The 23,957-nt window shown below is 36.7% G+C and carries 25 protein-coding genes; 14 read left to right on the top strand and 11 right to left on the bottom strand.

The features are described from left to right. Positions 1-10 precede the first annotated feature (10 nt). Positions 11-1,636: an NAD+ synthase gene (locus tag AC1MPL_RS11300; protein WP_479766044.1), complete on the bottom strand. Its 1,626-nt coding sequence runs from the start codon at positions 1,634-1,636 to the stop codon at positions 11-13. Positions 1,637-1,864: 228 nt separating this feature from the next. Between AC1MPL_RS11300 and AC1MPL_RS11295 the strand changes: the two genes are divergently transcribed. Continuing rightward, positions 1,865-2,341: a type IV secretion protein Rhs gene (locus AC1MPL_RS11295; RefSeq protein WP_479766043.1), complete on the top strand. Its 477-nt coding sequence runs from the start codon at positions 1,865-1,867 to the stop codon at positions 2,339-2,341. Here AC1MPL_RS11295 and AC1MPL_RS11290 read toward each other — a convergent pair. The 3 genes from AC1MPL_RS11290 to AC1MPL_RS11280 form a co-directional block, all read right to left on the bottom strand. Next, a complete protein-coding gene (locus AC1MPL_RS11290) occupies positions 2,330-2,902 on the bottom strand; it encodes a peroxiredoxin (RefSeq protein ID WP_479766042.1) in 573 nt (190 codons plus the stop codon). The genes AC1MPL_RS11295 and AC1MPL_RS11290 overlap by 12 nt on opposite strands. A 91-nt stretch (positions 2,903-2,993) precedes the next feature. Then, entirely contained in the window at positions 2,994-3,842 is an 849-nt protein-coding gene (gene nadC, locus AC1MPL_RS11285) for a carboxylating nicotinate-nucleotide diphosphorylase (protein WP_479766040.1), read from the bottom strand. Between the two features lie 63 nt (positions 3,843-3,905). Continuing rightward, entirely contained in the window at positions 3,906-4,826 is a 921-nt protein-coding gene (locus AC1MPL_RS11280) for an NUDIX hydrolase (RefSeq protein ID WP_479766039.1), read from the bottom strand. 283 nt (positions 4,827-5,109) lie between these two features. Here AC1MPL_RS11280 and nadA point away from each other — a divergent pair, with 283 nt between their 5' ends. From nadA to bioD, 8 genes are all read left to right on the top strand, one after another. Beyond that, positions 5,110-6,261, top strand: a complete 1,152-nt coding sequence (gene nadA / locus AC1MPL_RS11275; RefSeq protein ID WP_479766231.1) for a quinolinate synthase NadA — start codon at positions 5,110-5,112, stop codon at positions 6,259-6,261. Beyond that, positions 6,245-7,771 (top strand): L-aspartate oxidase, encoded by a 1,527-nt coding sequence (gene nadB, locus AC1MPL_RS11270; protein ID WP_479766038.1) that lies wholly within the window; start codon positions 6,245-6,247, stop codon positions 7,769-7,771. The genes nadA and nadB overlap by 17 nt, the downstream gene beginning before the upstream one ends. Before the next feature lie 107 nt (positions 7,772-7,878). Then, positions 7,879-8,607: an acid phosphatase gene (locus AC1MPL_RS11265; protein ID WP_479766037.1), complete on the top strand. Its 729-nt coding sequence runs from the start codon at positions 7,879-7,881 to the stop codon at positions 8,605-8,607. Between the two features lie 113 nt (positions 8,608-8,720). Beyond that, positions 8,721-9,440, top strand: coding sequence for an alpha/beta hydrolase family protein (locus AC1MPL_RS11260; protein WP_479766036.1), 720 nt, complete (start codon positions 8,721-8,723; stop codon positions 9,438-9,440). Between the two features lie 85 nt (positions 9,441-9,525). Then, on the top strand, positions 9,526-10,803 hold the full coding sequence (gene bioA / locus AC1MPL_RS11255) for an adenosylmethionine--8-amino-7-oxononanoate transaminase (RefSeq protein ID WP_479766034.1): 1,278 nt from the start codon (positions 9,526-9,528) through the stop codon (positions 10,801-10,803). Continuing rightward, complete coding sequence (locus tag AC1MPL_RS11250) at positions 10,803-11,951, top strand: 8-amino-7-oxononanoate synthase (protein WP_479766033.1); 1,149 nt, start codon at positions 10,803-10,805, stop codon at positions 11,949-11,951. Before bioA ends, AC1MPL_RS11250 begins: the two co-directional genes overlap by 1 nt. Continuing rightward, on the top strand, positions 11,948-12,715 hold the full coding sequence (gene bioC / locus AC1MPL_RS11245) for a malonyl-ACP O-methyltransferase BioC (protein ID WP_479766032.1): 768 nt from the start codon (positions 11,948-11,950) through the stop codon (positions 12,713-12,715). Before AC1MPL_RS11250 ends, bioC begins: the two co-directional genes overlap by 4 nt. Next, on the top strand, positions 12,715-13,356 hold the full coding sequence (gene bioD, locus AC1MPL_RS11240) for a dethiobiotin synthase (RefSeq protein ID WP_479766030.1): 642 nt from the start codon (positions 12,715-12,717) through the stop codon (positions 13,354-13,356). Before bioC ends, bioD begins: the two co-directional genes overlap by 1 nt. A gap of 40 nt (positions 13,357-13,396) precedes the next feature. On the opposite strand, the gene rluB is transcribed toward bioD, so the two are convergent. The 5 genes from rluB to AC1MPL_RS11215 form a co-directional block, all read right to left on the bottom strand. Next, positions 13,397-14,353 carry a 23S rRNA pseudouridine(2605) synthase RluB gene (gene rluB, locus AC1MPL_RS11235; protein ID WP_479766029.1) on the bottom strand — a complete coding sequence of 319 codons (957 nt, stop codon included), beginning with the start codon at positions 14,351-14,353 and terminating at the stop codon, positions 13,397-13,399. A 41-nt stretch (positions 14,354-14,394) separates the two neighbouring features. Continuing rightward, a complete protein-coding gene (gene scpB / locus AC1MPL_RS11230; protein ID WP_237414908.1) occupies positions 14,395-14,979 on the bottom strand; it encodes an SMC-Scp complex subunit ScpB in 585 nt (194 codons plus the stop codon). 3 nt (positions 14,980-14,982) lie between these two features. After that, the gene (locus AC1MPL_RS11225; RefSeq protein WP_237412915.1) at positions 14,983-15,768 is read right to left on the bottom strand and encodes a segregation and condensation protein A; all 786 of its coding nucleotides are present in this window, start codon (positions 15,766-15,768) and stop codon (positions 14,983-14,985) included. 147 nt (positions 15,769-15,915) lie between these two features. Beyond that, positions 15,916-16,533, bottom strand: a complete 618-nt coding sequence (locus AC1MPL_RS11220) for an L-threonylcarbamoyladenylate synthase (RefSeq protein WP_479766028.1) — start codon at positions 16,531-16,533, stop codon at positions 15,916-15,918. A gap of 91 nt (positions 16,534-16,624) precedes the next feature. Continuing rightward, positions 16,625-17,287 (bottom strand): elongation factor P hydroxylase, encoded by a 663-nt coding sequence (locus AC1MPL_RS11215; protein ID WP_479766026.1) that lies wholly within the window; start codon positions 17,285-17,287, stop codon positions 16,625-16,627. A gap of 95 nt (positions 17,288-17,382) precedes the next feature. Here AC1MPL_RS11215 and AC1MPL_RS11210 point away from each other — a divergent pair, with 95 nt between their 5' ends. The 5 genes from AC1MPL_RS11210 (at position 17,383) to acpP (ending at position 20,392) form a co-directional block, all read left to right on the top strand. Further along, a complete protein-coding gene (locus tag AC1MPL_RS11210) occupies positions 17,383-17,940 on the top strand; it encodes a YceD family protein (protein ID WP_479766025.1) in 558 nt (185 codons plus the stop codon). Between the two features lie 75 nt (positions 17,941-18,015). After that, the gene (gene rpmF, locus AC1MPL_RS11205; protein WP_023273709.1) at positions 18,016-18,198 is read left to right on the top strand and encodes a 50S ribosomal protein L32; all 183 of its coding nucleotides are present in this window, start codon (positions 18,016-18,018) and stop codon (positions 18,196-18,198) included. Between the two features lie 151 nt (positions 18,199-18,349). Next, positions 18,350-19,336 (top strand): ACP S-malonyltransferase, encoded by a 987-nt coding sequence (fabD, locus tag AC1MPL_RS11200; protein WP_479766024.1) that lies wholly within the window; start codon positions 18,350-18,352, stop codon positions 19,334-19,336. Beyond that, positions 19,333-20,070: a 3-oxoacyl-ACP reductase FabG gene (fabG, locus tag AC1MPL_RS11195; protein WP_479766023.1), complete on the top strand. Its 738-nt coding sequence runs from the start codon at positions 19,333-19,335 to the stop codon at positions 20,068-20,070. Before fabD ends, fabG begins: the two co-directional genes overlap by 4 nt. 85 nt (positions 20,071-20,155) lie before the next feature. Next, on the top strand, positions 20,156-20,392 hold the full coding sequence (gene acpP, locus AC1MPL_RS11190; protein WP_195770660.1) for an acyl carrier protein: 237 nt from the start codon (positions 20,156-20,158) through the stop codon (positions 20,390-20,392). Positions 20,393-20,430: 38 nt separating this feature from the next. On the opposite strand, the gene AC1MPL_RS11185 is transcribed toward acpP, so the two are convergent. Together AC1MPL_RS11185 and AC1MPL_RS11180 are read right to left on the bottom strand one after the other, a co-directional pair. Next, the gene (locus AC1MPL_RS11185) at positions 20,431-21,474 is read right to left on the bottom strand and encodes a fimbrial protein (protein WP_479766022.1); all 1,044 of its coding nucleotides are present in this window, start codon (positions 21,472-21,474) and stop codon (positions 20,431-20,433) included. Next, positions 21,465-23,957 carry a fimbria/pilus outer membrane usher protein gene (locus AC1MPL_RS11180; RefSeq protein ID WP_479766021.1) on the bottom strand — a complete coding sequence of 831 codons (2,493 nt, stop codon included), beginning with the start codon at positions 23,955-23,957 and terminating at the stop codon, positions 21,465-21,467. The genes AC1MPL_RS11185 and AC1MPL_RS11180 overlap by 10 nt, the downstream gene beginning before the upstream one ends.

Raw genomic sequence — 23,957 nt, 5'->3', positions numbered from 1 at the left:
GGTTAAGAGGTTAGATACCTGCTTTCCAACCATTCATAATTGGGTAACGTCTTTCACGACCAAAAGCTTTTGAGCTAATACGAGGGCCTATAACACCTTGACGGCGTTTATACTCATTGTTATCTACAAGATTAATTACTTTTTCTACGATTGCTTTGTCAAAACCACGTGCAATGATGTCAGTTTGGCTTTGATCTTCTTCAATATAGGCATAAAGAATACTATCTAAGACATCGTAACTTGGTAGAGAGTCTTGATCTTTCTGATCGGCACGTAATTCGGCAGAAGGTGGACGAGTAATGACACGCTCAGGAATAACAGGCTGTTCAGAAATGCTGTTACGGTACTTTGCAAGCTCAAATACGATGGTTTTATAAACATCTTTAAGTACAGCAAAGCCGCCAACCATATCGCCATATAGTGTGCAATAACCAACAGCAAGTTCTGACTTGTTTCCTGTAGAAAGTACAAGGTTACCAAATTTATTAGATAGTCCCATAAGCAGCGTACCGCGTGCACGTGCTTGTAAGTTTTCTTCTGTTGTATCTGCTTTTGAATTGCCAAAGAAAGGGAATAGTGTTTGTTGGTAGCTGTTTACAATTTGGTTGATTTCAGCAATACCAAAAGCAACACCTAAATTTTTCGCTTGTGTTGCTGCATCTTCTACACTAATTTTTGCAGTATAAGTATAAGGCATCATTACAGCTTGTACTTTATCTGCACCGAGAGCATCAACTGCAATTGCAAGTGTAAGTGCAGAGTCAATACCTCCAGAAAGCCCTAAAATAACGCCTGGAAAGCCTGAACGCTGTACGTAGTCACGTGTTGCTATAACTAAACCTTGGTAAATTTCAGCCATGGTTTCAAGTGGAGCATGTTGCTCTGAACTTTCAAAACATGCTTTTTCAGTTTGATATGTCGTGTAGTAAACCTTTTCTTTATAGCTTTCTGCTTGTAAAGCAACATCACCATTTTTATTGATGACAAACCCTGATCCATCAAAGATTAAATCATCTTGTCCACCAACTTGGTTGTTATAGACAATATTAATATTCAATTGCTTTGCAACTTCTTGTAATGTTTTTACACGGTGTTGTGGTTTACCCACCTCGTAAGGAGATGAGTTCAATACTAAAATGCTATCTACATTCAATTTGGCAAGTTGTTGTACAGTGTTTAAGTTCCAGACATCTTCACAAATAAGTACGCCAAATTTATGACCAGCATATTCAAATATAAGATGTTGGTTACCTGTATTGAAGTAACGTTTTTCATCAAACACGCCGTAGTTTGGTAGGTTTTGTTTGTTATATACACCTAAAACTTGCCCGTCTTTCATAACCGCAGCAGAGTTAAATGTTTGACCATCCTCAGTTTGATGAGCGAAACCAAAAACCATAATAATGTCTTTAACATGACTTAGTTTCTCAAAAGCTTGTTTCGTTCTTTTTTTAAGGCTTGGGCGTAAAAGTAAATCTTCAGCTGAGTAGCCAATTAAACTAAGTTCAGGAAAAATAATGAGGTCAGCATGCTCTTGTTTTGCTTTGCTTGCCTGTTCAATTATTTTTTGGGTATTACTTTCAATATTGCCGATATGTGGAGAAAACTGAGCAAGCGCAATTTTAAAATTTTTCATTTAAACAAAATCCTATTCCTATAAGGATGAACAATGGGCTGATTTTTTGGATTTAATTATTCAGCTCATGGTCGGTTACACATTGATATAAGGGAATAATTCGGTAGATGCTACTATATACGAAACTACACGAATATTGAGCTTTTCACGTCAAAAAAATCTGTATTTTTGAATAAAACTACAGATAACCAATAAGTTTGCACAATTTTTATCTATAGGTGCTTCACCATGCTAATTTCTATTTGGCAAAAGCTAAATCAAATTTTTATTGTACATAAACGCTCATTAACTTCTGGTGAAAAACAACTGATACAGTCTGTTTTTAATAACCATATTGTTTTAGAGAATGTAGAGATTATTGCACATAAAGCAGTTATGAAAAACTACGCTATGAGTCCAAATGGTAAAGTTTATTTTAATCCTGTAAATTGGGTTGAAGATTTTTCAATATTAGATATTTATAAACAATCTTGGTTTATTCATGAAATGGTGCATGTTTGGCAGTTACAACAAGGCGTAAATGTTGTGTTTGGTGCCATATGTAACAGGCGTTATCGTTACAAATTGAAATATGGCAAAGCATTCAATTGTTATGGGGTGGAGCAACAGGCACAAATGGTGCAAGACTATTTCTTAAAAAAGAAACTTGCCTTGCCTTGTGATGATCTTAAAGAATGTATTCCATTTTTATGCTTAATGCCTTAAATTATTCTTTTGGATATCTGAAAGCACTTGTTTCGCATGTGTTTCGGTATTTATACTTTGATAGTGATAAATAATTGTACCCTGTGGGTCTATAAGAAAAGTTTCTCGTTTGGCAATTTTGGTAATTCCTAAATTGCGTACAATCCCTAATGCTGCTGTTAATTTACTTTGATTGTCCACCAATATTGGAAAAGGTAATGAAAGTTTATTTGAAAACTTTTCATGTGATGCTAGTGAATCTAAACTTACGCCAAGTACACTTGCATTGCTTTTTAAAAACTGAGGGTAGAGTTGTTTGAATTGGTTGGCTTCTTCTGTACAGCCAGAGGAGTTATCTTTAGGGTAGAAATACAACACTAACCATTTGCCTTTATATTGCTCAAGTGTATGCCATTTTCCATATTGGTCTTGTAAGTTAAACATTGGCGCAGACTTTCCGACCCATTCCTTTGTATCTGCTTTTGAGAAACTAGACATTTCTGCATGACTGATAGATATGCTAGACACGCTGATAAAGAAAAAATATAAACATCTGAGAATGAACTGTTTTGTAGTATTCATATGCATTTTAATATGTGTAATAAATATAAAATTTATTATGACGTATTAAACAGCAGTTGTAAGCTTTTTTAGCTTACAACCATGATGAGAGTTATAAATAATCTAAACCAATATCTAGGTAGCGTGCGCTGTGTGTTAAATAGCCAAGTGCCATAAAGTTAACCCCTGTTTCTGCAACGGCTTTAGCAGTTTGAGGAGTAATACCACCCGATGCTTCTGTTGCTGCTTTGCCTTCACACATTGCAACAGCTTTTTTGAGTATTTCAGGAGACATATTGTCTAATAACACCAGTGATACGCCTTCTCGTAATACAAGTTGAAGCTGTTCTAGTGTATCTACTTCGACTTCTACAGGGATTAGATGTCCTGCATATGCTTTGGCTTTTTGGATGGTGGAAACAATATCTCCACCTGAAAGTGCAATATGATTATCTTTAATTAAAATAGCATCATCGAGTCCCATGCGATGGTTCCGCCCACCACCTATACGTACGGCATACTTTTGAACATCTCTTAATCCTGGAATTGTTTTTCGTGTACATGTTAAGCGTGTAGATGTATGGGAAATACTACTTTGGATTTCGTGGGTTGTGGTAGCAATACCGCTGAGATGTGTAAGGAAATTCAGTGCTGTACGCTCTGCACTTAAAATGGCATGTGCATTACCTTGAATAGATGCAATAATGGTATTGGGTGCAAGTGCAGCACCATCTTCGAGGTGTGCATGAAACTCAAGGTGAGCATTCATGGTTTTAAAAGTAAGTCGTGCTAAATCTATACCGCATAGAACACCTGACTCACGAGCCACAATATGCAGTTTTGCTTCTTTCTGAGCAGGAATGACTGCCGCAGATGTTACATCGCCACGTCGTCCTAAATCTTCTCTTAAAGCTGCATCTACAAGTGGTTGTAAAATAACGTCAGGCAATGCGTAATGCATAGTAAATCTCCAATATATGCTCATATAGAGTATATGTTGGAAATTTATAACGGTGCAATCTTTTTAATTATTGGCAGCAGGGAGTTTGTAGCCCGAAAGCAGACTTTCTTGGAGTACATTATTTTTAAAGCGGTAAAGCTGAGCAGGTCTGCCACGTTCTACAATGGCTTCTTTACCTGTTGCCTCAATCAAATTTTGATTGTGTATAAAGCGCCTAAAGTTTTGTTTGTGAAGTTCAATACCTGTAAGTGCTTCCAAGCTTTTTTGTAATTGTAAAAGTGTAAATTCAGATGGCATAAGATCGAAAATAATAGGGCGATATTTTAACTTTGCACGTAGCCGTGTCATGGCTGTGGCAAGTACTCGGCGATGATGGTTGTGCATTGGTTGTCCTGTAATTTTTTCAGGCAACTGGTGATTAAAATATGGAGATTCGGCAATAAGCCCTGCTTCATACATGAGTTCATAGCGTAAAAGTACATTTTCTTCTTGCCAGTCATGGCCATTTAGACCCCAACACAAATTCATACGCTGAGTACGTTGTAGATGTATTTCAATATTTGAAGATGAGTCAATCCAGTCCTGTATTTTATTGATAATTAATTGATTTTTTTCACTAGATTGGGCTATTCGTTTATCTTCCCAAGGGAAATAGTCATACCAGTCATGCCATTTGGCATCTAAAGCGAGTTTTTCTTCATCTGCTTCTTTGACAAGGCCTAAATAACTGACATATACCACAGGGTAGCCAATGGTTTTTGAGCGTTTAATATCTACAAAAGTGTATAGCTGCTCCATGTAGCCAAGAGGTTGTCTTGTTTGTTGCTGTACCCATGTACGAGCACCTGCTTGTAGTGAGTGATGAATAGGTGTAAGTGGGCCAAAGGGCAATAGATCTCCCTCATGAATTGTTAAAACACGTGCTGAAAAGTGTGTCACTGCAATAAGTACAGCAACAAGCTCGGTGGTTGTTTCTTGAACCATATATATTTTATGTTCTCTTATATCGCATTATTGAATTTCATCGTGTTTATTGTATTTGAAACAGATGACTTCTTGAATACTTCTGAAAAAATTAAAAATATTATAACTTTTAAAATTAAAAATTATATATATCAGTACTTTAATTAATTTATACTCAAGTTGAGTAAAAATGATTTGAATTTATATACTCATTATGAGCATAATTGGCGAAGAAGTAATTTGGATGAATGTAATGAAAAACGCTATTGAGCATTATCTCTATGAAAAGCCATCGTTGGATTTCATGCAAACGTATTTAACTGATGCCAAAGAACAGCAAGCTGAAAATAGCTGTACTTTGCATAATGCGTGGGCGAAAGTGCCACAACCAATAGAGCAAGAAAAACAACAACAATATATTGAAGAAATTAAACAATTACTCAAAGAGCGCCGTGCAGTGATGGTTGCACATTATTATGTTGAGCCTGAATTACAAGATTTGGCTTTAGAAACGGGTGGAATGGTAGGTGATTCACTCGAAATGGCGAAGTTTTGTAAGTCGCATCCTGCCGAGACCCTTCTTGTTGCAGGTGTTCGCTTTATGGGTGAAACGGCTAAAATATTAAGTCCCCATAAAACAGTACTTATGCCTGATTTGGATGCTACTTGTTCACTCGATTTGGGTTGCCCAATTGATGAATTCTCAAAGTTTTGTGATGATCATCCCGACCGTACAGTTGTGGTATATGCAAATACCAGTGCAGAAGTGAAAGCACGTGCAGATTGGATTGTTACATCTTCGATTGCTATTGAAATTGTGCAGTATTTACATTCACAGGGAAAAAAAATTATTTGGGGGCCTGATCGTCATTTAGGAAGCTATATTCAAGCAGAAACAGGTGCAGACATGCTGTTATGGCAAGGCTCCTGTATTGTTCATAACGAGTTTAAAAGTATCGAGCTTGAGCATTTAAAGAAAAAACATCCAGATGCATTGGTTTTGGTACACCCTGAGTCACCTGCTGAAGTTGTGGCACATGCAGATGTTATTGGTTCGACCAGTAAATTACTTAAAGCAGTTACAGAGTATGAGAACCAAACATTTATTGTTGCTACAGATTTGGGCATTTTACATGAAATGCAAAAACAAGCACCTGAGAAACAGTTTATTGCAGCGCCTACAGCAGGTAATGGTGCAACATGTAAATCTTGTGCATTTTGCCCATGGATGGCAATGAATGGTTTGGAAGCATGTCTAAATGTATTAGAACATCAGCATAATCGTGTTGAGTTAGATGCAAATTTAATTGTAGCAGCCGAAAAACCAATTTTAAAAATGCTAAATTTTTCTGAAAAATATCAGAAATTTAATCAAGAAAATAAACAAGCTTTAAACGCAGGAGCGCAGTCTTTTAAAGCATGGCTAGTGGAGCAGCAACATGGTACAAAGTTTTGAGTATGACGTTGTTATTGTTGGTGCAGGTTTAGCAGGTTTAACGGTTGCATTGTCTTTGCCTCAGAATATGCGTGTGGGTTTGTTTTTAAAAGATGACATTCATGTTTGTTCAAGCTATATGGCGCAAGGTGGTATTGCAGCTGTTTTGGCTGAAACGGATACGATAGAAAATCATGTCGAGAATACGTGTATAGCAGGTGCAGGTTTATGCCATGTCGAGAATACCCGAAAGATTTTAGAGCAAGCGCCTGAAGCAATTGCATGGTTACAGCAACAGGGTGTGGTATTTGATGTAGACTCAAGTCTTGAGACAGACGTATTACATCTAACCAAAGAAGGTGGGCATGACCATCGACGTATTGTGCATGTTGCAGACCATACAGGAAAGTCGGTTATTCAGGCTTTGGTAAAACAACTTGAAAATGCTGCACATATTGATTGCCTGATTGGCTATGATGTTGAGTCTCTGATCACGAGTGAAAAGAATTGCCAAGGGGTTGTTTGTCGCAAAGATGATAAGCAACGCACATTTATTGCAAAGTATACAGTCCTTGCAACAGGCGGTGTTGGGCAGCTATTTGAAAGAACAACCAATCCAATTACCTCAAAAGGCGAGGGGGTTGCATTGGCTTGGGAGGCAGGTTGCCGTATTGCAAACTTAGAGTTTATTCAGTTTCATCCGACAGGACTTGCTATACCAAATGCAGATGGTTTTCTTATTTCTGAAGCATTGCGTGGGGAAGGTGGAATCTTGCGTAATGTTTATGGGCATCGCTTTATGCCAGACTATGATGAACGTGCAGAACTCGCGCCAAGAGATGTTGTGGCGCGTGCAATTTCTAAGGAAATATTAAAACAAAATCAGCAACCCGTGTTTTTAGATATGACTCATTTAGATGCCGAGTTTATCCAAAATCATTTTCCTGCAATTTATGAAAAATGTCATTCATTGGGTTTAGATATTTGTCATGAAATGATTCCTGTTGCACCTACAGTTCATTATAGTTGTGGTGGTGTTCTCACAGATGCACTGGGGCATACCGATATTGAGCATTTATATGCTGTGGGTGAGGTGGCATGTACAGGTTTGCATGGCGCAAATCGTTTGGCGAGTAACTCATTGCTTGAATGTATTGTTGTTGGTCGTTCTGCTGCAGAAGATATGGTTGAACAAGCAGTGTGGAGTATTCCTCATCTAAATGAAATACAAGTGCTTGAACAAAAATCATTGAAGATTGCCACTACATCAGAATTAACTTTTTCTCATGAAATGCTTCAACAATGGATGAGTCGTTATTTTGGTATTGTTCGTACTCAAGATGGCTTAATGAAGTTGTATGCTCAATTGGTTACTTGGAAGAAAGCATTTCCTAAAAATAAAATGATTACGACGGCATTACTCATGGTTACGGGAGCACTCAATCGTAGAGAAAGTCGTGGTGCACACTTTAATCAGGAGTATCCAAGTATCATGCAAGACGTATTTTATACGATATATAAATGCATGTAAGTAAATAATACTAAATTTATTTTCATGTATATTTTTGTCATGTTTTTGTCAAATTTATATCGTATCGTGTGCTCAACATAAATATCTACTTTAAGAAAATAGAACGTATGAAAACTAAAACACTTCTTTGTGCTGTAATGGCTTGCATGAGTTTCTCAACATTCACGTCTGCGGCAGAAACACCTTCTAATTCTTTCTTACAACCAGACCAAGCACCTGATAGTTTGGCAATTATTCCACCACCACCGGCATATAACAGTATAGATTTTTTACGTGATAAAGCTGCATATGATCAAGCACGTAGTATGATTGGTACGGAACGTTGGAAACAAGCGGCGGAAGATGCAGATTTGTCTGATGCAAATACAGGTAAGCCATTTTCTGAAGCACTTGGTGTAGAAATTTCACCAACAAATACACCAATTACGTATGAGATTTTAAGAAAATTACGTACGGATAGTGGTAATTATGCGACGAAAGCAGCGAAAGAGCATTATATGCGTTTACGTCCATTTGTATTCTTTGGTTCACACTCTTGCACACCAAATGAAGAAGCTGCTTTAAGTAAAAATGGTTCTTATCCATCAGGCCACACAACAATTGGTTGGTCTACTGCACTGATCTTGGCTGAGATTCGTCCTGAGCGTCAAAATGAAATCTTAAAACGTGGTTATGAGTTTGGTCAAAGTCGTGTGATTTGTGGTGTACATTGGCAAAGTGATGTAGATATGGGTCGTATTACAGGTTCTGCAGAAGTTGCACGTTTACATGCAGACAAAAACTTTATGAAAACATTAGAAGAAGCAAAACGCGAAATTCAGAAGAAAGTAAAATAATTTAAGTTTTATTGTTTTAAAACCCCTCTAGATGTCACTTTATCTAGAGGGTTTTTTTTATTGTAGATAGGGCTACACTATAGATTATAAATTTTGACGTGTAATCATTTTGAATGAAAACAGCATTAATCATCAGTGGGTGGGGGGTAAGTAAAAACTTACTTGATCCATTGGCAGTACAGCTTAAAAAAGTTGGATACCAAGCGACGGTTATTGATATATTTGACCCGTTTAGTGAAAAGATATTTAATAAAATATATGCTTTGGCATTTAAATCTGATGTGATTGTTGGATGGTCATTGGGTGGGCAACTTGCAATATGGCTAGCTTTAAAAATATTTGAAACAGAAAATATTCGTAAACCTGTGATTTGTTTAGCATCTAATCCAAGTTTTGTGCGCCGTGAAAATTGGCACTATGCAATGCCATTAAGTGATTTTGAATCATTCAGAAATGGTTATGATGCAAATGAGAAAGCGACACTAAAACAGTTTTATTTAAATATTTGCCGTGGTGAAGAACAATTAAAACAAAATTGGCAATTTATATTAAAACATGTAGATACCTTATCAATTGACCAGTTAAAGATGGGTTTGGGATTGCTTGAATCTTTAAACTTAGTTGATAATTTGAAAGACACTTCGCTTAATATACATTATATATTTGGTCATGAAGATACATTGGTTCCTTGCCAAGTTGTTGGAAATATTGCGAAAATGCTTGCCAAATCTATAACAACTACAGTATTGCAAAATGTCAGTCATGCGTTTCCTATTTTTCATGTGCAAGAAACTTTGCAGGCTATTCATAAATTTTTATGTTCTCTAGAATAATTGTGAAAATTTGAAGTATCTAGCAATAGTTTTTCGATTTAAAAAAAATTAGTATGCCATGATCTTGTAAAAAAAAGGTGATGGGATGACAGACCAATTTGATAAAAAACATTTATGGCATCCATATACATCTATGCTTAATCCTTTACCAACATTTAAGGTGAAATGTGCTTATGGCTCTACCATAGAGCTAGAAGATGGTCGCACTATGATTGATGGTATGTCCTCTTGGTGGTGTACTATTCATGGTTATAATCATCCAGAATTAAATCGCGCAGTTAAAAATCAATTAGATAAAATGTCGCATGTGATGTTTGGTGGTTTAACGCATGAACCTGCTATTGAGCTTGGTAAGTTATTACTTAAAATTACGCCGCCAACGCTCGATAAAATTTTCTATGCAGATTCTGGCTCTGTATCGGTTGAAGTTGCACTTAAAATGGCTGTTCAGTATTGGACAGCGCAAGGAAAGCATCAAAAAACTAACTTTGTGACGACGCGCTCAGGCTATCATGGCGATACATGGAATGCGATGTCGGTATGTGACCCTGTAACAGGGATGCATCAAGTGTTTGGTAGTTGTTTACCTATTCGGTATTTTGTACCTGCACCGAAAAGTCGCTATGGTGAGACTTGGATTAAAGAAGATATTCAGGCATTGGCAGATACATTGGCAACACATCATAAAAATATTGCAGCCATGATTATTGAGCCAATTGTGCAAGGTGCGGGAGGTATGCGTTTTTATCATCCTGAATATTTGCGTCAAGCCAAAGTATTGTGTGAGAAATATAATGTACTCATGATTTTTGATGAGATTGCGACAGGCTTTGGGCGAACAGGAAAAATGTTTGCTTGGGAGCATGCCAATGTGGAGCCTGATATTATGTGTATTGGTAAAGGGCTAACAGGTGGATATATGACGCTTGCAGCAACTTTAACAAATACGCATGTTGCAGAAGTGATTTCCTCAGGTGAGGCAGGTGTGTTTATGCATGGGCCAACATTTATGGCAAATCCTTTAGCATGTGCTGTGGCACTAAAAAGTACCGAATTACTGGTGTCTCAAGACTGGCAAAGTAATATTCAGCGTATTGAAGCGACTTTACTCAAGCACTTACAGCCATTAAATGATTTAGATACAGTTGAAAATGTACGTGTTTTGGGTGCGATTGGTGTTGTTGAAATGAAGAATGCTGTAAACATGGCAGTTTTACAAGATGAATTTGTACGCCGTGGCATTTGGGTTCGTCCATTTGGGCGTTTAATATATGTCATGCCACCTTATGTGATTACTGATGATGAATTGGTATTTTTATTAACGCAACTTGCTGAAATCATACAAAATCAGGTGAGCGCTTAATGTCTATTTTAAAACATTACGAAGAAAAGTTAGATTTATTAAAATCTACAGGTAATTTTAGGCAGTTTACTGCCAATCAGCAAAATGATTATTGGATTACGATCCAAAATAAAACCATGCTGAATTTATCTTCGAATGATTATTTAGGTCTTGCTTCAAAAAGGCATTTGACTGAACAGTTTTTGGATGAAAAATCTTACTACTTTAGTTCATCATCCTCACGATTACTCACAGGTAATTTTGAAGAATATACGTTATGTGAGAAAGCGCTGTCTAATGCATTTTTAGGAAGATCTGCACTATTATTTAATAGTGGCTACCACATGAATATTGGTATTTTACCTGCACTTGCAGACAGCCAAACACTTATTCTGGCAGATAAATTAGTTCATGCGAGCATTATTGATGGCATACGTTTAAGTCAAAGTAAATATCTAAGATATAGACATAATGATATCGAACATTTATCACAACTGATTGCAAAGTATCATGATAGTGTAGAGATTGAACGGATTATTGTTGTCACCGAAAGTATTTTTAGTATGGATGGTGATGAAGCAAATTTAAGACAGTTTGTGAAACTGAAAAAACAATTTCCAAAAGTCATGCTGTATGTTGATGAAGCACATGCGATTGGTGTACGAGGTCATTTAGGCTTAGGGTGTGCAGAGCAGTATCAAGTGATTTCAGAAATCGATTTTTTGGTTGGAACATTTGGTAAAGCAGTGGCTTCGGTCGGTGGATATCTAATTTGTGAGCCAGTTATTCGTGACTATTTAATTAACACAATGCGCCCACTTATTTTTAGTACAGCATTACCACCAATAAATATTGCTTGGACAACGTTTATGTTTGAGCATATGCAAACCATGCAAAGAGAGCGTCATATACTTGGCGAAATAAGTACTTACTTACAGTCTGAAGTTATTAAAAAAGGCTATAGTAGCCCTTCTACGAGTCATCTCGTCCCTATTATTATTGGAGACAGTTTAAAGGCTGTAAATCAGGCAAAAGAAATGCAGGCACATGGCTTTTATATCATGCCTGTAAGACCACCGACTGTACCTAAAAATACTGCAAGATTAAGAGTTTCTCTTACTGCTTCAATTCCAAAACAGGCACTTGAAAAGCTGGTAGATATATTGTGAGTATTTCTAAGCAACAAGTACAACAACGTTTTGCACGTGCTAAAGATAGCTATACACAGCATGCAACTGCACAACATGAAATATGTGAATATTTGGCAGGACTAATACAAAGTTATGTAGGCAAAGCATTGCCACAGCTATTTGAGGTTGGTTGTGGTTCAGGAATGCTCACTCACAGATTATTAGATCGCTTGCATGTTGATCGCTATATTGTGAATGATATTTATCCTGAAGTAGAAGGGTTTTTTCAAAATGTTCCTAATATGGATTTTTATATTGGTGATGCAGAAACGATTGCCTTTCCAAAAGAAAATAATGCAATTGTTTCTAGCTCAGCGTTGCAATGGATGCATGATTTACCGCAATTCTTTCAAAAGGTTCATGAGTATTTAGAGGCTCAAGGTTGGTTTATATTTTCTATTTTTGGGCCAGAAAATTTAAAAGAAATTAAAGCATTGACTGGACAGGGCTTGGCATATTCATCTTCAGCTTATTTAAAGCAGCAGCTTATACAACATGGTTTTGATGTATTGCATATTGAAGAAAATAAAATTGTCTTAGATTTTTTAAAGCCTTTATCGGTATTAAAGCATTTGAAAGCAACAGGCGTAACAGCAAATACCAATGGTTTTGCTTGGACTAAAAATACTTTAAAGCAGTTTGACGCTGATTATACCGATCAATTTAGCTATAACGGATTAGATAATCAAAAACATTATCCATTAACGTATCATCCTATTTATATTGTTGCTCGGAGAGTCTAATGAGCCGTAAAGTTTACTTTATCAGTGGTATAGATACCGAAGTTGGAAAAACTTATGCAACAGGCTATTTGGCGAAACAATATTTGGAAGCAGGTCAGTCTGTTATTACACAAAAACTGATTCAAACAGGCAATGAAGCGTATTCGGAAGATATTTTAAAACATCGTGAAATTATGGGGGTGCCACTTTTTGAAGAGGATCACTTAAAAATAACAATGCCTGAAATATTCAGTTATCCTGCATCACCACACTTGTCTGCAAAGTTAGATCAGCGTCCTATTAATTTTAATAAGATAGAAAATGCTACACAGCAACTCGCAGAAAAGTTTGAGATTGTACTATTAGAAGGTGCGGGTGGTTTAATGGTGCCACTGACTGATGACTTACTGACAATTGATTATATTCAGCAACATGAGTTTCCCGTTATTTTAGTAACATCGGGTCGACTCGGTAGTATTAACCATACGCTGTTAAGTTTAGAAGCTTTGAAATCTAGAAACATGAATTTACATGCCATTGCATATAATTTATATGATGAGTCTGAAGACCAGACGATTTCAATAGAAACACAGCGCTATTTAAAGGAATATGTTCAAAAACAATTCCCAACATCGCTATGGTTTGATGTTCCTAAAATTTAAGCAATAAAAAAGCCTCATTATTGAGGCTTTTTTATATTAATTAACGCTGTGGATCGCGTTTTTTAAAAGTTGGCTTTTTTGTCACATTTAATGGTCTTTTTGGACGATCTGATGCATTTGAAGGCTTACTATTTGCCGCCCCTTCACTTTCATCTCTACGCTGTTGACGTAGATATCCACCACGACGAGCTGCCATTGGTTTTTCAGTCATACGGTCTGCACGACGTTTTGCAAGACCAAATAACCCCGTACCTTGGCGTGGTTTAAGTTCAACCAGTTTGGCTAAAATGTCGATGTCTTGTTTATCAAGTTCAATCCAACGACCTGTACGTAGTTCTCTTGGTAAAATGACTGAGCCATAACGTGTACGTAGTAAACGACTTACTTTTAACTCTTGAGATTCAAAGAGGCGACGTACTTCACGATTACGACCTTCTTTCACCACAACTTGATACCAACGGTTAATTCCTTCACCGCCTAAATCTGTGATTGATTCAAACTTTGCAGGGCCATCTTCAAGTTCTACACCTTTAATTAAAGTTTGACGCATTTCTGGGGTAAGATCACCCATAACGCGTACAGCATATTCACGCTCAACTTCATTGGAAGGGTGCATTAAGCGGTTTGCGAGTTCACCATCATTTGTGAACAGCAATAAGCCAGTACTGTTTATATCTAAACGGCCAACCATAACCCAACGGTCATTTGCAATTTGTGGGAGGTTGTCAAATACAGTAGGTCTTTGTTCAGGATCATTTCGAGAACAAATTTCACCTTCAGGCTTATAGTAAACAAGCACACGACGACGAATTTCTTCTTCTAGTTGAAACTGTACCTTACGACCATCGATACGAAGTTCATCGCCAAGCTCAATGCGTTCACCCACTTGAGCAACTTTACCATTGACGCTTACACGGCCAGCAGCAATAACTTCTTCCATGTAGCGACGCGACCCCAAACCAACGCGGGCTAAAACTTTTTGTAACTTTTCACTCATAACAGTAAACCTTAGAATTAATCAAGCAACAGTCCACCTATTCACGACTTTGGTGCATTGGCATCCAGTGTCATGAAAGCTTCCTTGGCATCCTGCAGGGGAGGCAATTGACCTAAAGATGACAGGCCAAAAGCATTTAAAAATTGGGGAGTGGTAATAAGTAAGGCAGGTCTTCCTGGAAGTTCACGGAAACCTGATTCTCTAATCCAACTCCAATCAAATAAATTTTTCAATATTTGACTATTATTTGTTACACCACGAATTTGTTCAATATCTGCACGTGTAACAGGTTGATGGTATGCAATTACAGCAATTGTTTCGAGCAGTGATGGAGATAACTTTGTCGGACGTTCTGGCCATGTTTGCGCAATAATATCACGATATTTTGCACGAACTTGAAACCGAAACCCTTGTGCTGTTTCAACCAATTCGATCGATCTGCCATGCTGTAATAGGGTTAATTGTTTTAAAAAATATCTGAGCTGTGTTTTATTATATTGATTTTTAAATGCTTCTTTCAAGCGTGCAATTGAGACAGGTGCATCACTTGCAAAAATAATAGCTTCTAGCTGCATAATAACTTCATGCTGATTCTCATCTTCTAAAATAGTTGTGATATCTGTCATGTTTTATGCCCCTCGAATTGCCAACGGTGTTTCTTCGCCATTTGAAATAATATTGACTTTACTTTGGCGTGTAAGCTCTAAAATTGCCATAAAGGTCACAACCATTCCCATTTTTCCTTGGCTTGGTTTAAGCAGCGTATCGAAAGTAAATGTCTTACCTGTATCTAGGCAGTATTGGACATACGCAATTCTTTCTTCTAGCTGTACAGGTTCTTGTTCTATTTTATGTGTGATGGGTTCTGGACGGTTAAAAACACAAAGTAAAGCAAGCTTTAAAGATTCCGCATCATAACCTTCATAGGTCTTAGATGTATTATTGACTGTTACATTGGTGGGGAAAGTATCACGCTCGAGAATATTTAAAGCATCAAGTTTTTCTGCTGCATCTTTAATGCGTAAATACGTTTCGAGTTTTTGGATTAACTGCTGTTTAGGGTCTTTTTCTAAATTTACTGCTTTAGGCTTAGGAAGTAATAAACGTGATTTTAGATCTGCTAGGAGTGCTGCCATCACCATATAGTCGGCAGTAAGCTCAATGTTCATGGACTTCATGGCACTTATATAGGTGAGATATTGTGTTGCAATAGGGGCAATATCTAACTGTAATAAGTCAAAACCATTTTTTTGAATGAGATAAATTAAAAAGTCGAGTGGACCTTCGAAATGTTCTAACAGAATTTCAAATGCTGATGGTGGAATATATAAATCTTCAGGAATAACTTCTTGCCATTCATCCATAACACGGATCGATGTAGAAGTATCCATCGATGGAAAGATGGGAGAGTTCATATCGTATTTGGCCACGCGAATTTTCAAAAGCATGATGAAGCTCAACTGATACGAAGTTGAGTCACTTAGATCTGCATTCTAACTGAATTATTTGTGTTAATAAATTAAAAAGGTGAAAAATATTTAATTCAGTTAGAAAAAATAGCTCTACTCAAAAGCACTTACATCTGCAAACCCATGACGAATAACAGTGGGTTGGTCACCTGATAGGTCTACAATACTCGTCACATGAAGTGTACCAAATCCACTATCTAAGAAAACATCTACACGTTTTTCTAACTGCATTTCAATTTCATAAGGATCATCAAGTGGATCATCTTGATTTGGTAAGATGAGAGTGCTAGTAAGCAGAGGTTCACCAAGCTCTTTAAGCAACATTTGGCATATTGTGTTGTCTGGTACACGAAGACCAATCGTTTTTTTCTTAGGGTGCATTAAGCGACGAGGAACTTCATTTGTTGCAGGTAAAATAAATGTAATGGTTGAAGGGGTATGCGACTTGAGAAGGCGATAGGTTGCATTATCTACTCTCGCAAAGTTTGCAAGATGTGATAGATCGCTACACAGAATTGTATATTGATGTTTATTGTCTAACTGTCTAATTTGAGCAATTCTTTCTATTGCAGCTTTATTACCAATTTGACAACCAATAGCATAGGCTGTATCTGTTGGATAGATAACGACTTCACCGTTACGAATTCTTTCCACGGCTTGCTGAATCAGTCTAGGTTGTGGGTTATCTGGGTGAACTCTTAAGTGAAGCACTTTTATCTCCAAAATAGTCTTCAGTAGAGGTGTATTATGTATCTAATGCTTAAAATTTACCAATAAATTGTAAGCATTTATTTGACTTCAGCTAGTCAAGCTCTTCTCGCTTAAATTCATCGAGTGAAAGAATTTTTCCATTTCTAGTACTCTGACAAATATAGTAGATGAAGTATGCTGCATCCTGTGGCAACTTTGTTGTTCCTAGAAAAAAAGACTCAATCTGTTGGAATACATTATTTTTAAAATATCTACTGTCGCCTGCATCTCCTGTTAAATTATCAAGTGATACGCGGAATCGTCTGCCAAAGGCTTTTGCAAACAACCACTCAATCGCTTGAGGTTTTACTTCAACTTGTTCAAAAACAGCCTGTTGTTCTTTGGTTCGCCCATCAGGAGCATACCAATAACCTAAATCGGGAAGTGTTCTACGATGTTTACCCGCAATGGTCCAATGGCTAATTTCATGTAAGGCACTATTAAAGAAACCATGAGCAAATTGTATGCGTGCAGGAGTCTGATTTTGTGCTGGAAAATATTCAGGTTCATGATCTCCCTTAATTAGTTTGACATTATGGTGGGAAAACCAATGATTAAAGTGTAAAATAAGCCAATCCACTTGCGATTCTTCAGTCGTTAATGTATGCCAAGGCGATAGCTGTACCTGTGTTGCTGGTAGGCAAGAGTCCAAGTTGGTTAGGGTGTAGACAAGTAATGACGAATGAGTCTTAGGTTGCTTTAGCAACGATTGCATGACTTAATTTACCCGATAGTTCTGTTTTAAAGTGGGAAATTGTATCTTAAACTTTGACAGAGTTCAGATGAATTTGTAGAATTGCCGCCTTAATTATGTCAGCAAATACCTTTCCGGCACAAATTGAGCCGTTTAAATGGGCTGAACAAGGCTTTACATGGTCAGGTAAACTGCCCCTGTCTCGCTTTGCTCGAATCGCTCGTGAAGCCGTTGAATCTGTTGATAATCAACAGGTTCAAATAAACTGTAAGCTATCAATGGACGCATATTTACGTCTAGTATGGTTGGATGTGCAGGCAGAAACGCAAGTACCTTTAGAGTGCCAACGTTGTTTAGGTACTGTAGAGGAAGCTTTAGTTTCTCATGTTCATTTGGCGCTAGTCGAAGATGAGTCACTGATAGAGCGCTTGGATGAGGATGCTGATTTCGTCGTTCTAGGTGAAAATGAGTCTTCAACAAAGGGATCTTTCGATCAACCTGCTGTTGTTGATTTACTTGCACTGATAGAAGACGAGTTATTATTGTTGTTGCCGTTGTCTCCTAAACATGCTGTTTGTGAGCATAAGCATCAACCTACCGAGCAGGACGTTGTCGAAGAAAAACGGGATAACCCGTTTGATGTATTGGCAAGTTTGAAGGGTAAACTTAACTAAAAAGTATGCTATACTTGGTGGTTAAGACAACTATTTTGTTCTGATCCATTTTTTCGTTTTTTGTAAGGAGCCATCATGGCCGTTCAGCAAAACCGTAAAAGTCGCTCTCGCCGTGACATGCGCCGTTCACATGACGCTTTAACCGAGAATGCATTAACTGTAGACCAAGCTACTGGTGAGACTCATCGTCGCCACCACGTAACTAAAGACGGTTTTTACCGTGGTCGTCAATTATTCGCTAAAGCAAGTGCTGAATAATTGAAGCTATTAGGCATTTGCTTAATAAAAAAAGGGAGCGTAAGCTCCTTTTTTTATTGCGTGAAATGTTCTATTTGGCAATTAAAAAGTATAAAAAATAATGATAAATTGCATCCCGTAACTTCAAAAGAAGATAAAAAAGGATTCTTATATGTCTGCTAAACAACTTGAGCAAGCTGCTCAAGCAGAAAGAACGGCATTTGTTTTTCCTGGACAGGGCTCACAAAAAATTGGAATGCTTGCAGAGATGGCTGACCAATTTTCTGAGGTGAGAGAAACATTTGCTGAGGCATCTGATGCTGTAGGCTTTGATTTGTGGAATATTGCACAAACAGGTGAGGGGCTAAATCAAACTGAAAATACTCAGCCTGTATTACTCACAGCAAGTATTGCGCTTTGGCGTGTTTGGTTGTCTTTAGGAGGTGTTGCTCCAAAGTTTTTAGCAGGTCATTCCCTAGGTGAGTACAGTGCATTAGTTGCAGGAAAAGCCATTACACTTACAGATGCTGTTAAGTTAGTAAATTTACGTGGTCAACTTATGCAACATGCTGTTCCTCAAGGTGCAGGTGCTATGGCTGCTATTTTAGGATTAGCAGATGAGCAAGTATTAGAGCTTTGTCAGCAAGCTTCTCTTACAGGAGAGGGTAGTGTTGAAGCAGCTAACTTTAATACTAAAGGACAGGTTGTTATTGCTGGTACAACAAATTTAGTTGAACAAGTAATGGTAACTGTGAAAGCTCAGAGCGGTAAAGCAATTGCATTGCCTGTTTCTGTACCTTCTCATTGTTCTTTGATGAAACCAGCTGCAGAAAAGTTCGCAGAAGCTTTGGAACAAACTGCCATTGAGTTACCTATTGTTCCTGTAATACAAAACGTAAATGCAAAAGCTGCACAAAGTGTTGCTGAATTACGTCAAGCTTTAACAGAGCAATTATATAAATCTGTTCAATGGACAAGCACAATTCAGCTTTTACAAGATCAAGGCATTGACTATATTGTTGAATGTGGACCAGGAAATGTTTTAAGTAATATGGCAAAGCGCTTGCCAAATATTGAGAAAACATTTGCGCTTGATAATAAGTCTCGTATGGAAGATGCCCTAAACGCAATTTTAGTGGCAGAAGGAAAAATTGCATGACTCAAGAACAACGTAAGATTGCTTTAGTAACAGGCGCAAGCCGTGGTATTGGTGCTGCAATTGCTGCACAGCTTATAAATGATGGTTTTTTTGTTGTTGGTACAGCGACATCAGAAGCTGGCGCTGAAAAACTGACTGCACAGTTTGCAGAAAATGGTGTTGGCGCTGTATTAGATGTACGTGATGCAGCTGCAATTGATACATTAATAACGCATATCGAAAAAGAATATGGTTCAGTACTTGTTCTTGTAAATAATGCAGGTATTACACGTGATAATCTTTTATTGCGTATGAGCGAAGATGATTGGGATGATATTTTAAATATTCATTTAAAAGCAGTATATCGTCTATCTAAGCGTGTATTAAAAGGCATGACACGTGCTCGCTTTGGTCGAATTATTAATATCAGTTCTGTAGTTGCACATTTTGCAAATCCTGGACAAGCAAACTATTCTGCCGCGAAAGCAGGTATTGAGGCATTTAGCCGTAGTTTGGCTAAGGAAATGGGAAGCCGTCAAATTACAGTGAACAGTGTTGCACCAGGTTTTATTGCAACAGAAATGACAGATGAACTTAGCGAAGAAATTCGTAAAAAAATGACTGAACAAGTCGCTTTGGCACGTCTAGGTAACCCCCAAGATATTGCTGATGCGGTCAGTTTTTTAGCTGGTGAAAAATCTAGTTACATTACAGGTACGGTATTACATGTAAATGGTGGTCTATACATGGCTTAATGCTGTGCTAATAAACTTTCAATATTTGTTTTATTCCATTAAACTAACGGCATTTAAACGCCACAAGCAATGAGGAGAATTTCCTGTGAGCGATATCGAACAACGTGTTAAAGAAGCAGTTGCAGAACAACTAGGTATGCGTGCTGAAGAAATCAAAAACGAAGCATCTTTCACAGATGACTTAGGTGCTGACTCTTTAGACTTAGTTGAGCTTGTTATGTCTTTTGAAAATGATTTCGACATCACAATTCCTGATGAAGATTCAAATGAATTGACAACTGTTCAATCAGCAATTGATTACGTTACTAAAAAATTAGGTTAATTCCTATTTTTTAAAAGCCACGGTACTCGTGGCTTTTTTTATTCATAATTAATGGTAATTGTTGCAAGTCCTTGTACTTGTCCAGGAGTGACTTGTTCTTTTGTTTGTATATAGCGCGCTTTCAATGGAATTTCATAGGTTTGAGTATCATTTGAAACAACTGAGCCAAGCACATAATTATAATTATTTAAAACGACTTCATTTTTATCATTCCAAAGTAGTTGAAGGTCAACTCCAGAGGCGGGAGAGTTGGTTGATGTATTCTTTATAGCTTGTGAATTATAATCTGAAGGTGTGTAATTAAAATTTACGCCAATTTGATTCTGCTCAGTATAGGATGTGAGATTGTCACCTCCATTACATAATACATTAACTTGAAAGTTTTGTTCTCCTTGCACCGAACCTATACCTCTGAAACTTGACCGAGTTACATCATTTAGTTTTACAGTGGTATTATTATTTGTAATTAAGCAAGAAGAGGATGCGATTGTTGTTGAGTTAAGATCTACAGTTAATAAAGGTTTACTTTTGTTGTTATCCGTATAGTAAATGGCATAGCGTCCAGAATTTAGTGTACCTGATTCTGTACTATTGTCTGTTTTAATAATTTGAACTTTAAGTGAGTAAGTCTTGTCTAATGAATAACGATAACCAAGATCAAGAAGTGAAAAATATTGTACATAAGTATTAATTAATGTACTAAATGGGAAGTCCTTTTGTGTATCACCTTCTTGTATAGAAATACGTACACCAATACCACCTAAGTTTGTTGAGTAAATATTATTACCAAGACTACTTAATGGACGACGTTGAGATAATTCTCCTTGGGCTAAATATGAGTCTATGCTGAAACCACAAATTAAATAGCTTTCTTTCTGATATATTTGGCTTGTGTATTCTTTAAGAACTTGTCCAATTTGATCAGAAGGTTTTACAACAATACGACCTAAGCTTATACTTTGTTGTACAGGAGTAATCGTAGAAGTAACAGTAAATATTCCATATGGTATACATGAAGCATAACTATGGGTTGTGAAAAAACAAAAGAATAGCGCGAGGTATATATAACGAATTATTGGCATGTTGCTTCAACCATAAACATATTAAGTTGGGTATTTTCTACTCTAGGTTTAAGTGAGTAATGGACCCTACATTGATCTATTGCATTTTCACCCCATTTAACTCTAAGAATATCATTTGCTAAAGGAGTACGTGCATAAATTAGACTTCCCTGAGCAACTATTCCAACAACTTCACCTTTAGAGTTATATACCTGTGCAGCAAAAGGTAAAGGCTGTCCATTAGGCATTTTGCTATGTATATAAATGGCATACCCTTTGTCTGTAGAGAAAACAATTTTTGTGATGGCACCTGCATAAGGTGCAATTCTATGACTCGTTTCTTTAAGTTCTACACGGTTTGACATTTTTTCAGGGTCAATATAGATATCATTCAATCGATAAGGATTTAAATATGGGATAAGTGCATATCCATATTTATTAATGAGAATATTAGGGTTGCTATTAATGGTTGCTCCTGTTGCATCTGGTGCATAAACAATACCCATCGTTTGTCCTTGTTCAGGACTGAACAGTACACCATGCGAATGTAAAACGACATCTCCACTTAAATTAAGCATGGTTTGTTTATAACTATCAGATTGCGCATAGCTTATGCCTATCGTGGCTATATTAGTTTTATAGCTTGTATTAAGGCTTATACTTTTCTGATTAAACTGATTTGCCAGTGTTGTACTGTAACTTAATCGATCTCCTATTAATCCATTAACTCCGACTGTTTGATTGTCTTGAGAAAAACTGGCATTTGTATTGAGATAATATTTTTTTAAATTAAGTGGAAAGGAAAGAGAAAGTAAATACTCTGTATTATGGCCAAGTTTTTGATTTGCATACTGCAATTGTTGACTTGTTATAGACATTGAGTAGCTTAGACCTTTATATATATTATTATAGCCAAATTGATATTCTTTATTTGGGGCTTGATTCCCAGAATAGTTGACCCATAAGCCTGTTAGATAAAAACTGCCGAACTGTTTAGGTAAAGCCTGATTGAAATTCACTTGCAATTGATTTTTTTGGCCACCTAAATTATTAGTTGTGAAATAACTCGTATGCTGTATATAGTCTTTTAATGCAATTGCATCTTTTAAGGTGAAATAGTTACCACTCAATTTTTCTGAAGCTGAAATAGATATTTGGGTGTTGGTTGGTTCTATAATCCGATTATAAGTTAGATTTAGTGTTTTTCCTGAATAAGACTTTTGATTTATTAGATTATCCTTGCTATATGTAATGTTTGCCGACAAAGCACCCAACTTAGTTGAAAGAGCGGTACCTAAACTTAATGCACAATAGTTATTTGATAATTGTAAGCCAGTCAATGTTGTAAAATAATTATTTAAGCCATATTGGAATACGCCTTGAGAAAAAAGAGGGTGAGCGTTTAAAGTTTTTTCCCCAACCTGACCCAGTGTTAATGAAAACTTTTTACGTTGAGGTCTAAGCATTTGTATAGAGGCAGAATAAGGGATAGAGAATTTCTGTATATAGCCATCAGATTCTAAAATAGCAACATCAAGGGTTCCTCCAAAACCAGTTGGATATAAGTCATTAATTTCAAAAGCACCAGGTGATACCATAGTTTGGTAAATAAGCTGTCCCCGTTGCCGAATTTCTACTTTTGCATTTGTTTTGGCTATACCATGAATTTGTGGTGCATATCCTTGCATACTAGTAGGGAGCATACGGTCATCACTTGAAAAATCGATACCTCTATAGCCAATAGAGTCAAATATATTGCCTGAAGTGAAACTCTCACCGAGTGTGACCAAACTTTGATATTTAGGAATTGCTTTTTGTAAATAAGTACTCATGGGGGTATATGAAGTGTTTCTACTATTACTCCATTGCCATTGTCCACTATGGCGTAGTTGCCATGTATTAATATTTATTCCTGTTGATAAACTAATAAAAGCATTTGAATTTTTATTTTGTTTAGTAATATTATTTTGTATCTCATATGTATTGGCATTATATGATAAAAATCCTGCATTAATTCCATGATCCCAAGAGTTAGGATCAACATAGTCTCGGACTTTTGTTTGCATTGCTATTTGTGGAATAAAAATATCTAAACGCTGAATAGATGTATCAAAATCATAGTAAGCATCAGGTATCCATTCCGATAGAGAGGCACACATTAAACTATTCTTACTACTAAGGTGCTGTAGTGCTGAATATTTCACATGATAATTAAGAAGATTATTAAGTGTAAAACAAGTAGATGCGTTATCTTTTTTTAATGTTGATTTAAAATCGAAATTTTGCTTTCCTATCCATTTATTATTCACATATACATCTAAATAATATGTACCGGGTAAAATAGGATTTCTATATTTAAATCTTGATATATCAATATTATTTTTTGTATTTCCCATTAAAAAATTAGTATCAAATTCAGCTTCTTGAGGTTCTTTTTTTGCATATATATTAGTACTTATTAAAAATATTAACACTATGGTAAAAGCTGATTTATTATTAGACAT

This window comes from Acinetobacter sp. N1-1, from assembly GCF_056711485.1.
Note: the sequence above shows the minus strand (reverse complement) of the source record. Positions and strands in the feature narration are given on the sequence as shown.

Excerpts from the sequence above, each read along its gene's own strand:
- AC1MPL_RS11290 (WP_479766042.1), bottom strand. The coding sequence starts at position 2,902 with ATGAATACTACAAAACAGTTCATTCTCAGATGTTTATATTTTTTCTTT.
- AC1MPL_RS11280 (WP_479766039.1), bottom strand. The coding sequence starts at position 4,826 with ATGGTTCAAGAAACAACCACCGAGCTTGTTGCTGTACTTATTGCAGTG.
- nadC (WP_479766040.1), bottom strand. The coding sequence starts at position 3,842 with ATGCATTACGCATTGCCTGACGTTATTTTACAACCACTTGTAGATGCA.
- AC1MPL_RS11265 (WP_479766037.1), top strand. The coding sequence starts at position 7,879 with ATGAAAACTAAAACACTTCTTTGTGCTGTAATGGCTTGCATGAGTTTC.
- AC1MPL_RS11225 (WP_237412915.1), bottom strand. The coding sequence starts at position 15,768 with ATGAACTCTCCCATCTTTCCATCGATGGATACTTCTACATCGATCCGT.
- fabG (WP_479766023.1), top strand. The coding sequence starts at position 19,333 with ATGACTCAAGAACAACGTAAGATTGCTTTAGTAACAGGCGCAAGCCGT.
- rluB (WP_479766029.1), bottom strand. The coding sequence starts at position 14,353 with ATGAGTGAAAAGTTACAAAAAGTTTTAGCCCGCGTTGGTTTGGGGTCG.
- nadA (WP_479766231.1), top strand. The coding sequence starts at position 5,110 with ATGCAAACGTATTTAACTGATGCCAAAGAACAGCAAGCTGAAAATAGC.
- bioA (WP_479766034.1), top strand. The coding sequence starts at position 9,526 with ATGACAGACCAATTTGATAAAAAACATTTATGGCATCCATATACATCT.
- AC1MPL_RS11185 (WP_479766022.1), bottom strand. The coding sequence starts at position 21,474 with ATGCCAATAATTCGTTATATATACCTCGCGCTATTCTTTTGTTTTTTC.
- AC1MPL_RS11210 (WP_479766025.1), top strand. The coding sequence starts at position 17,383 with ATGTCAGCAAATACCTTTCCGGCACAAATTGAGCCGTTTAAATGGGCT.
- AC1MPL_RS11260 (WP_479766036.1), top strand. The coding sequence starts at position 8,721 with ATGAAAACAGCATTAATCATCAGTGGGTGGGGGGTAAGTAAAAACTTA.
- nadB (WP_479766038.1), top strand. The coding sequence starts at position 6,245 with ATGGTACAAAGTTTTGAGTATGACGTTGTTATTGTTGGTGCAGGTTTA.
- fabD (WP_479766024.1), top strand. The coding sequence starts at position 18,350 with ATGTCTGCTAAACAACTTGAGCAAGCTGCTCAAGCAGAAAGAACGGCA.
- AC1MPL_RS11180 (WP_479766021.1), bottom strand. The coding sequence starts at position 23,957 with ATGTCTAATAATAAATCAGCTTTTACCATAGTGTTAATATTTTTAATA.
- bioD (WP_479766030.1), top strand. The coding sequence starts at position 12,715 with ATGAGCCGTAAAGTTTACTTTATCAGTGGTATAGATACCGAAGTTGGA.
- AC1MPL_RS11215 (WP_479766026.1), bottom strand. The coding sequence starts at position 17,287 with ATGCAATCGTTGCTAAAGCAACCTAAGACTCATTCGTCATTACTTGTC.
- AC1MPL_RS11250 (WP_479766033.1), top strand. The coding sequence starts at position 10,803 with ATGTCTATTTTAAAACATTACGAAGAAAAGTTAGATTTATTAAAATCT.
- scpB (WP_237414908.1), bottom strand. The coding sequence starts at position 14,979 with ATGACAGATATCACAACTATTTTAGAAGATGAGAATCAGCATGAAGTT.
- AC1MPL_RS11300 (WP_479766044.1), bottom strand. The coding sequence starts at position 1,636 with ATGAAAAATTTTAAAATTGCGCTTGCTCAGTTTTCTCCACATATCGGC.
- rpmF (WP_023273709.1), top strand. The coding sequence starts at position 18,016 with ATGGCCGTTCAGCAAAACCGTAAAAGTCGCTCTCGCCGTGACATGCGC.
- AC1MPL_RS11295 (WP_479766043.1), top strand. The coding sequence starts at position 1,865 with ATGCTAATTTCTATTTGGCAAAAGCTAAATCAAATTTTTATTGTACAT.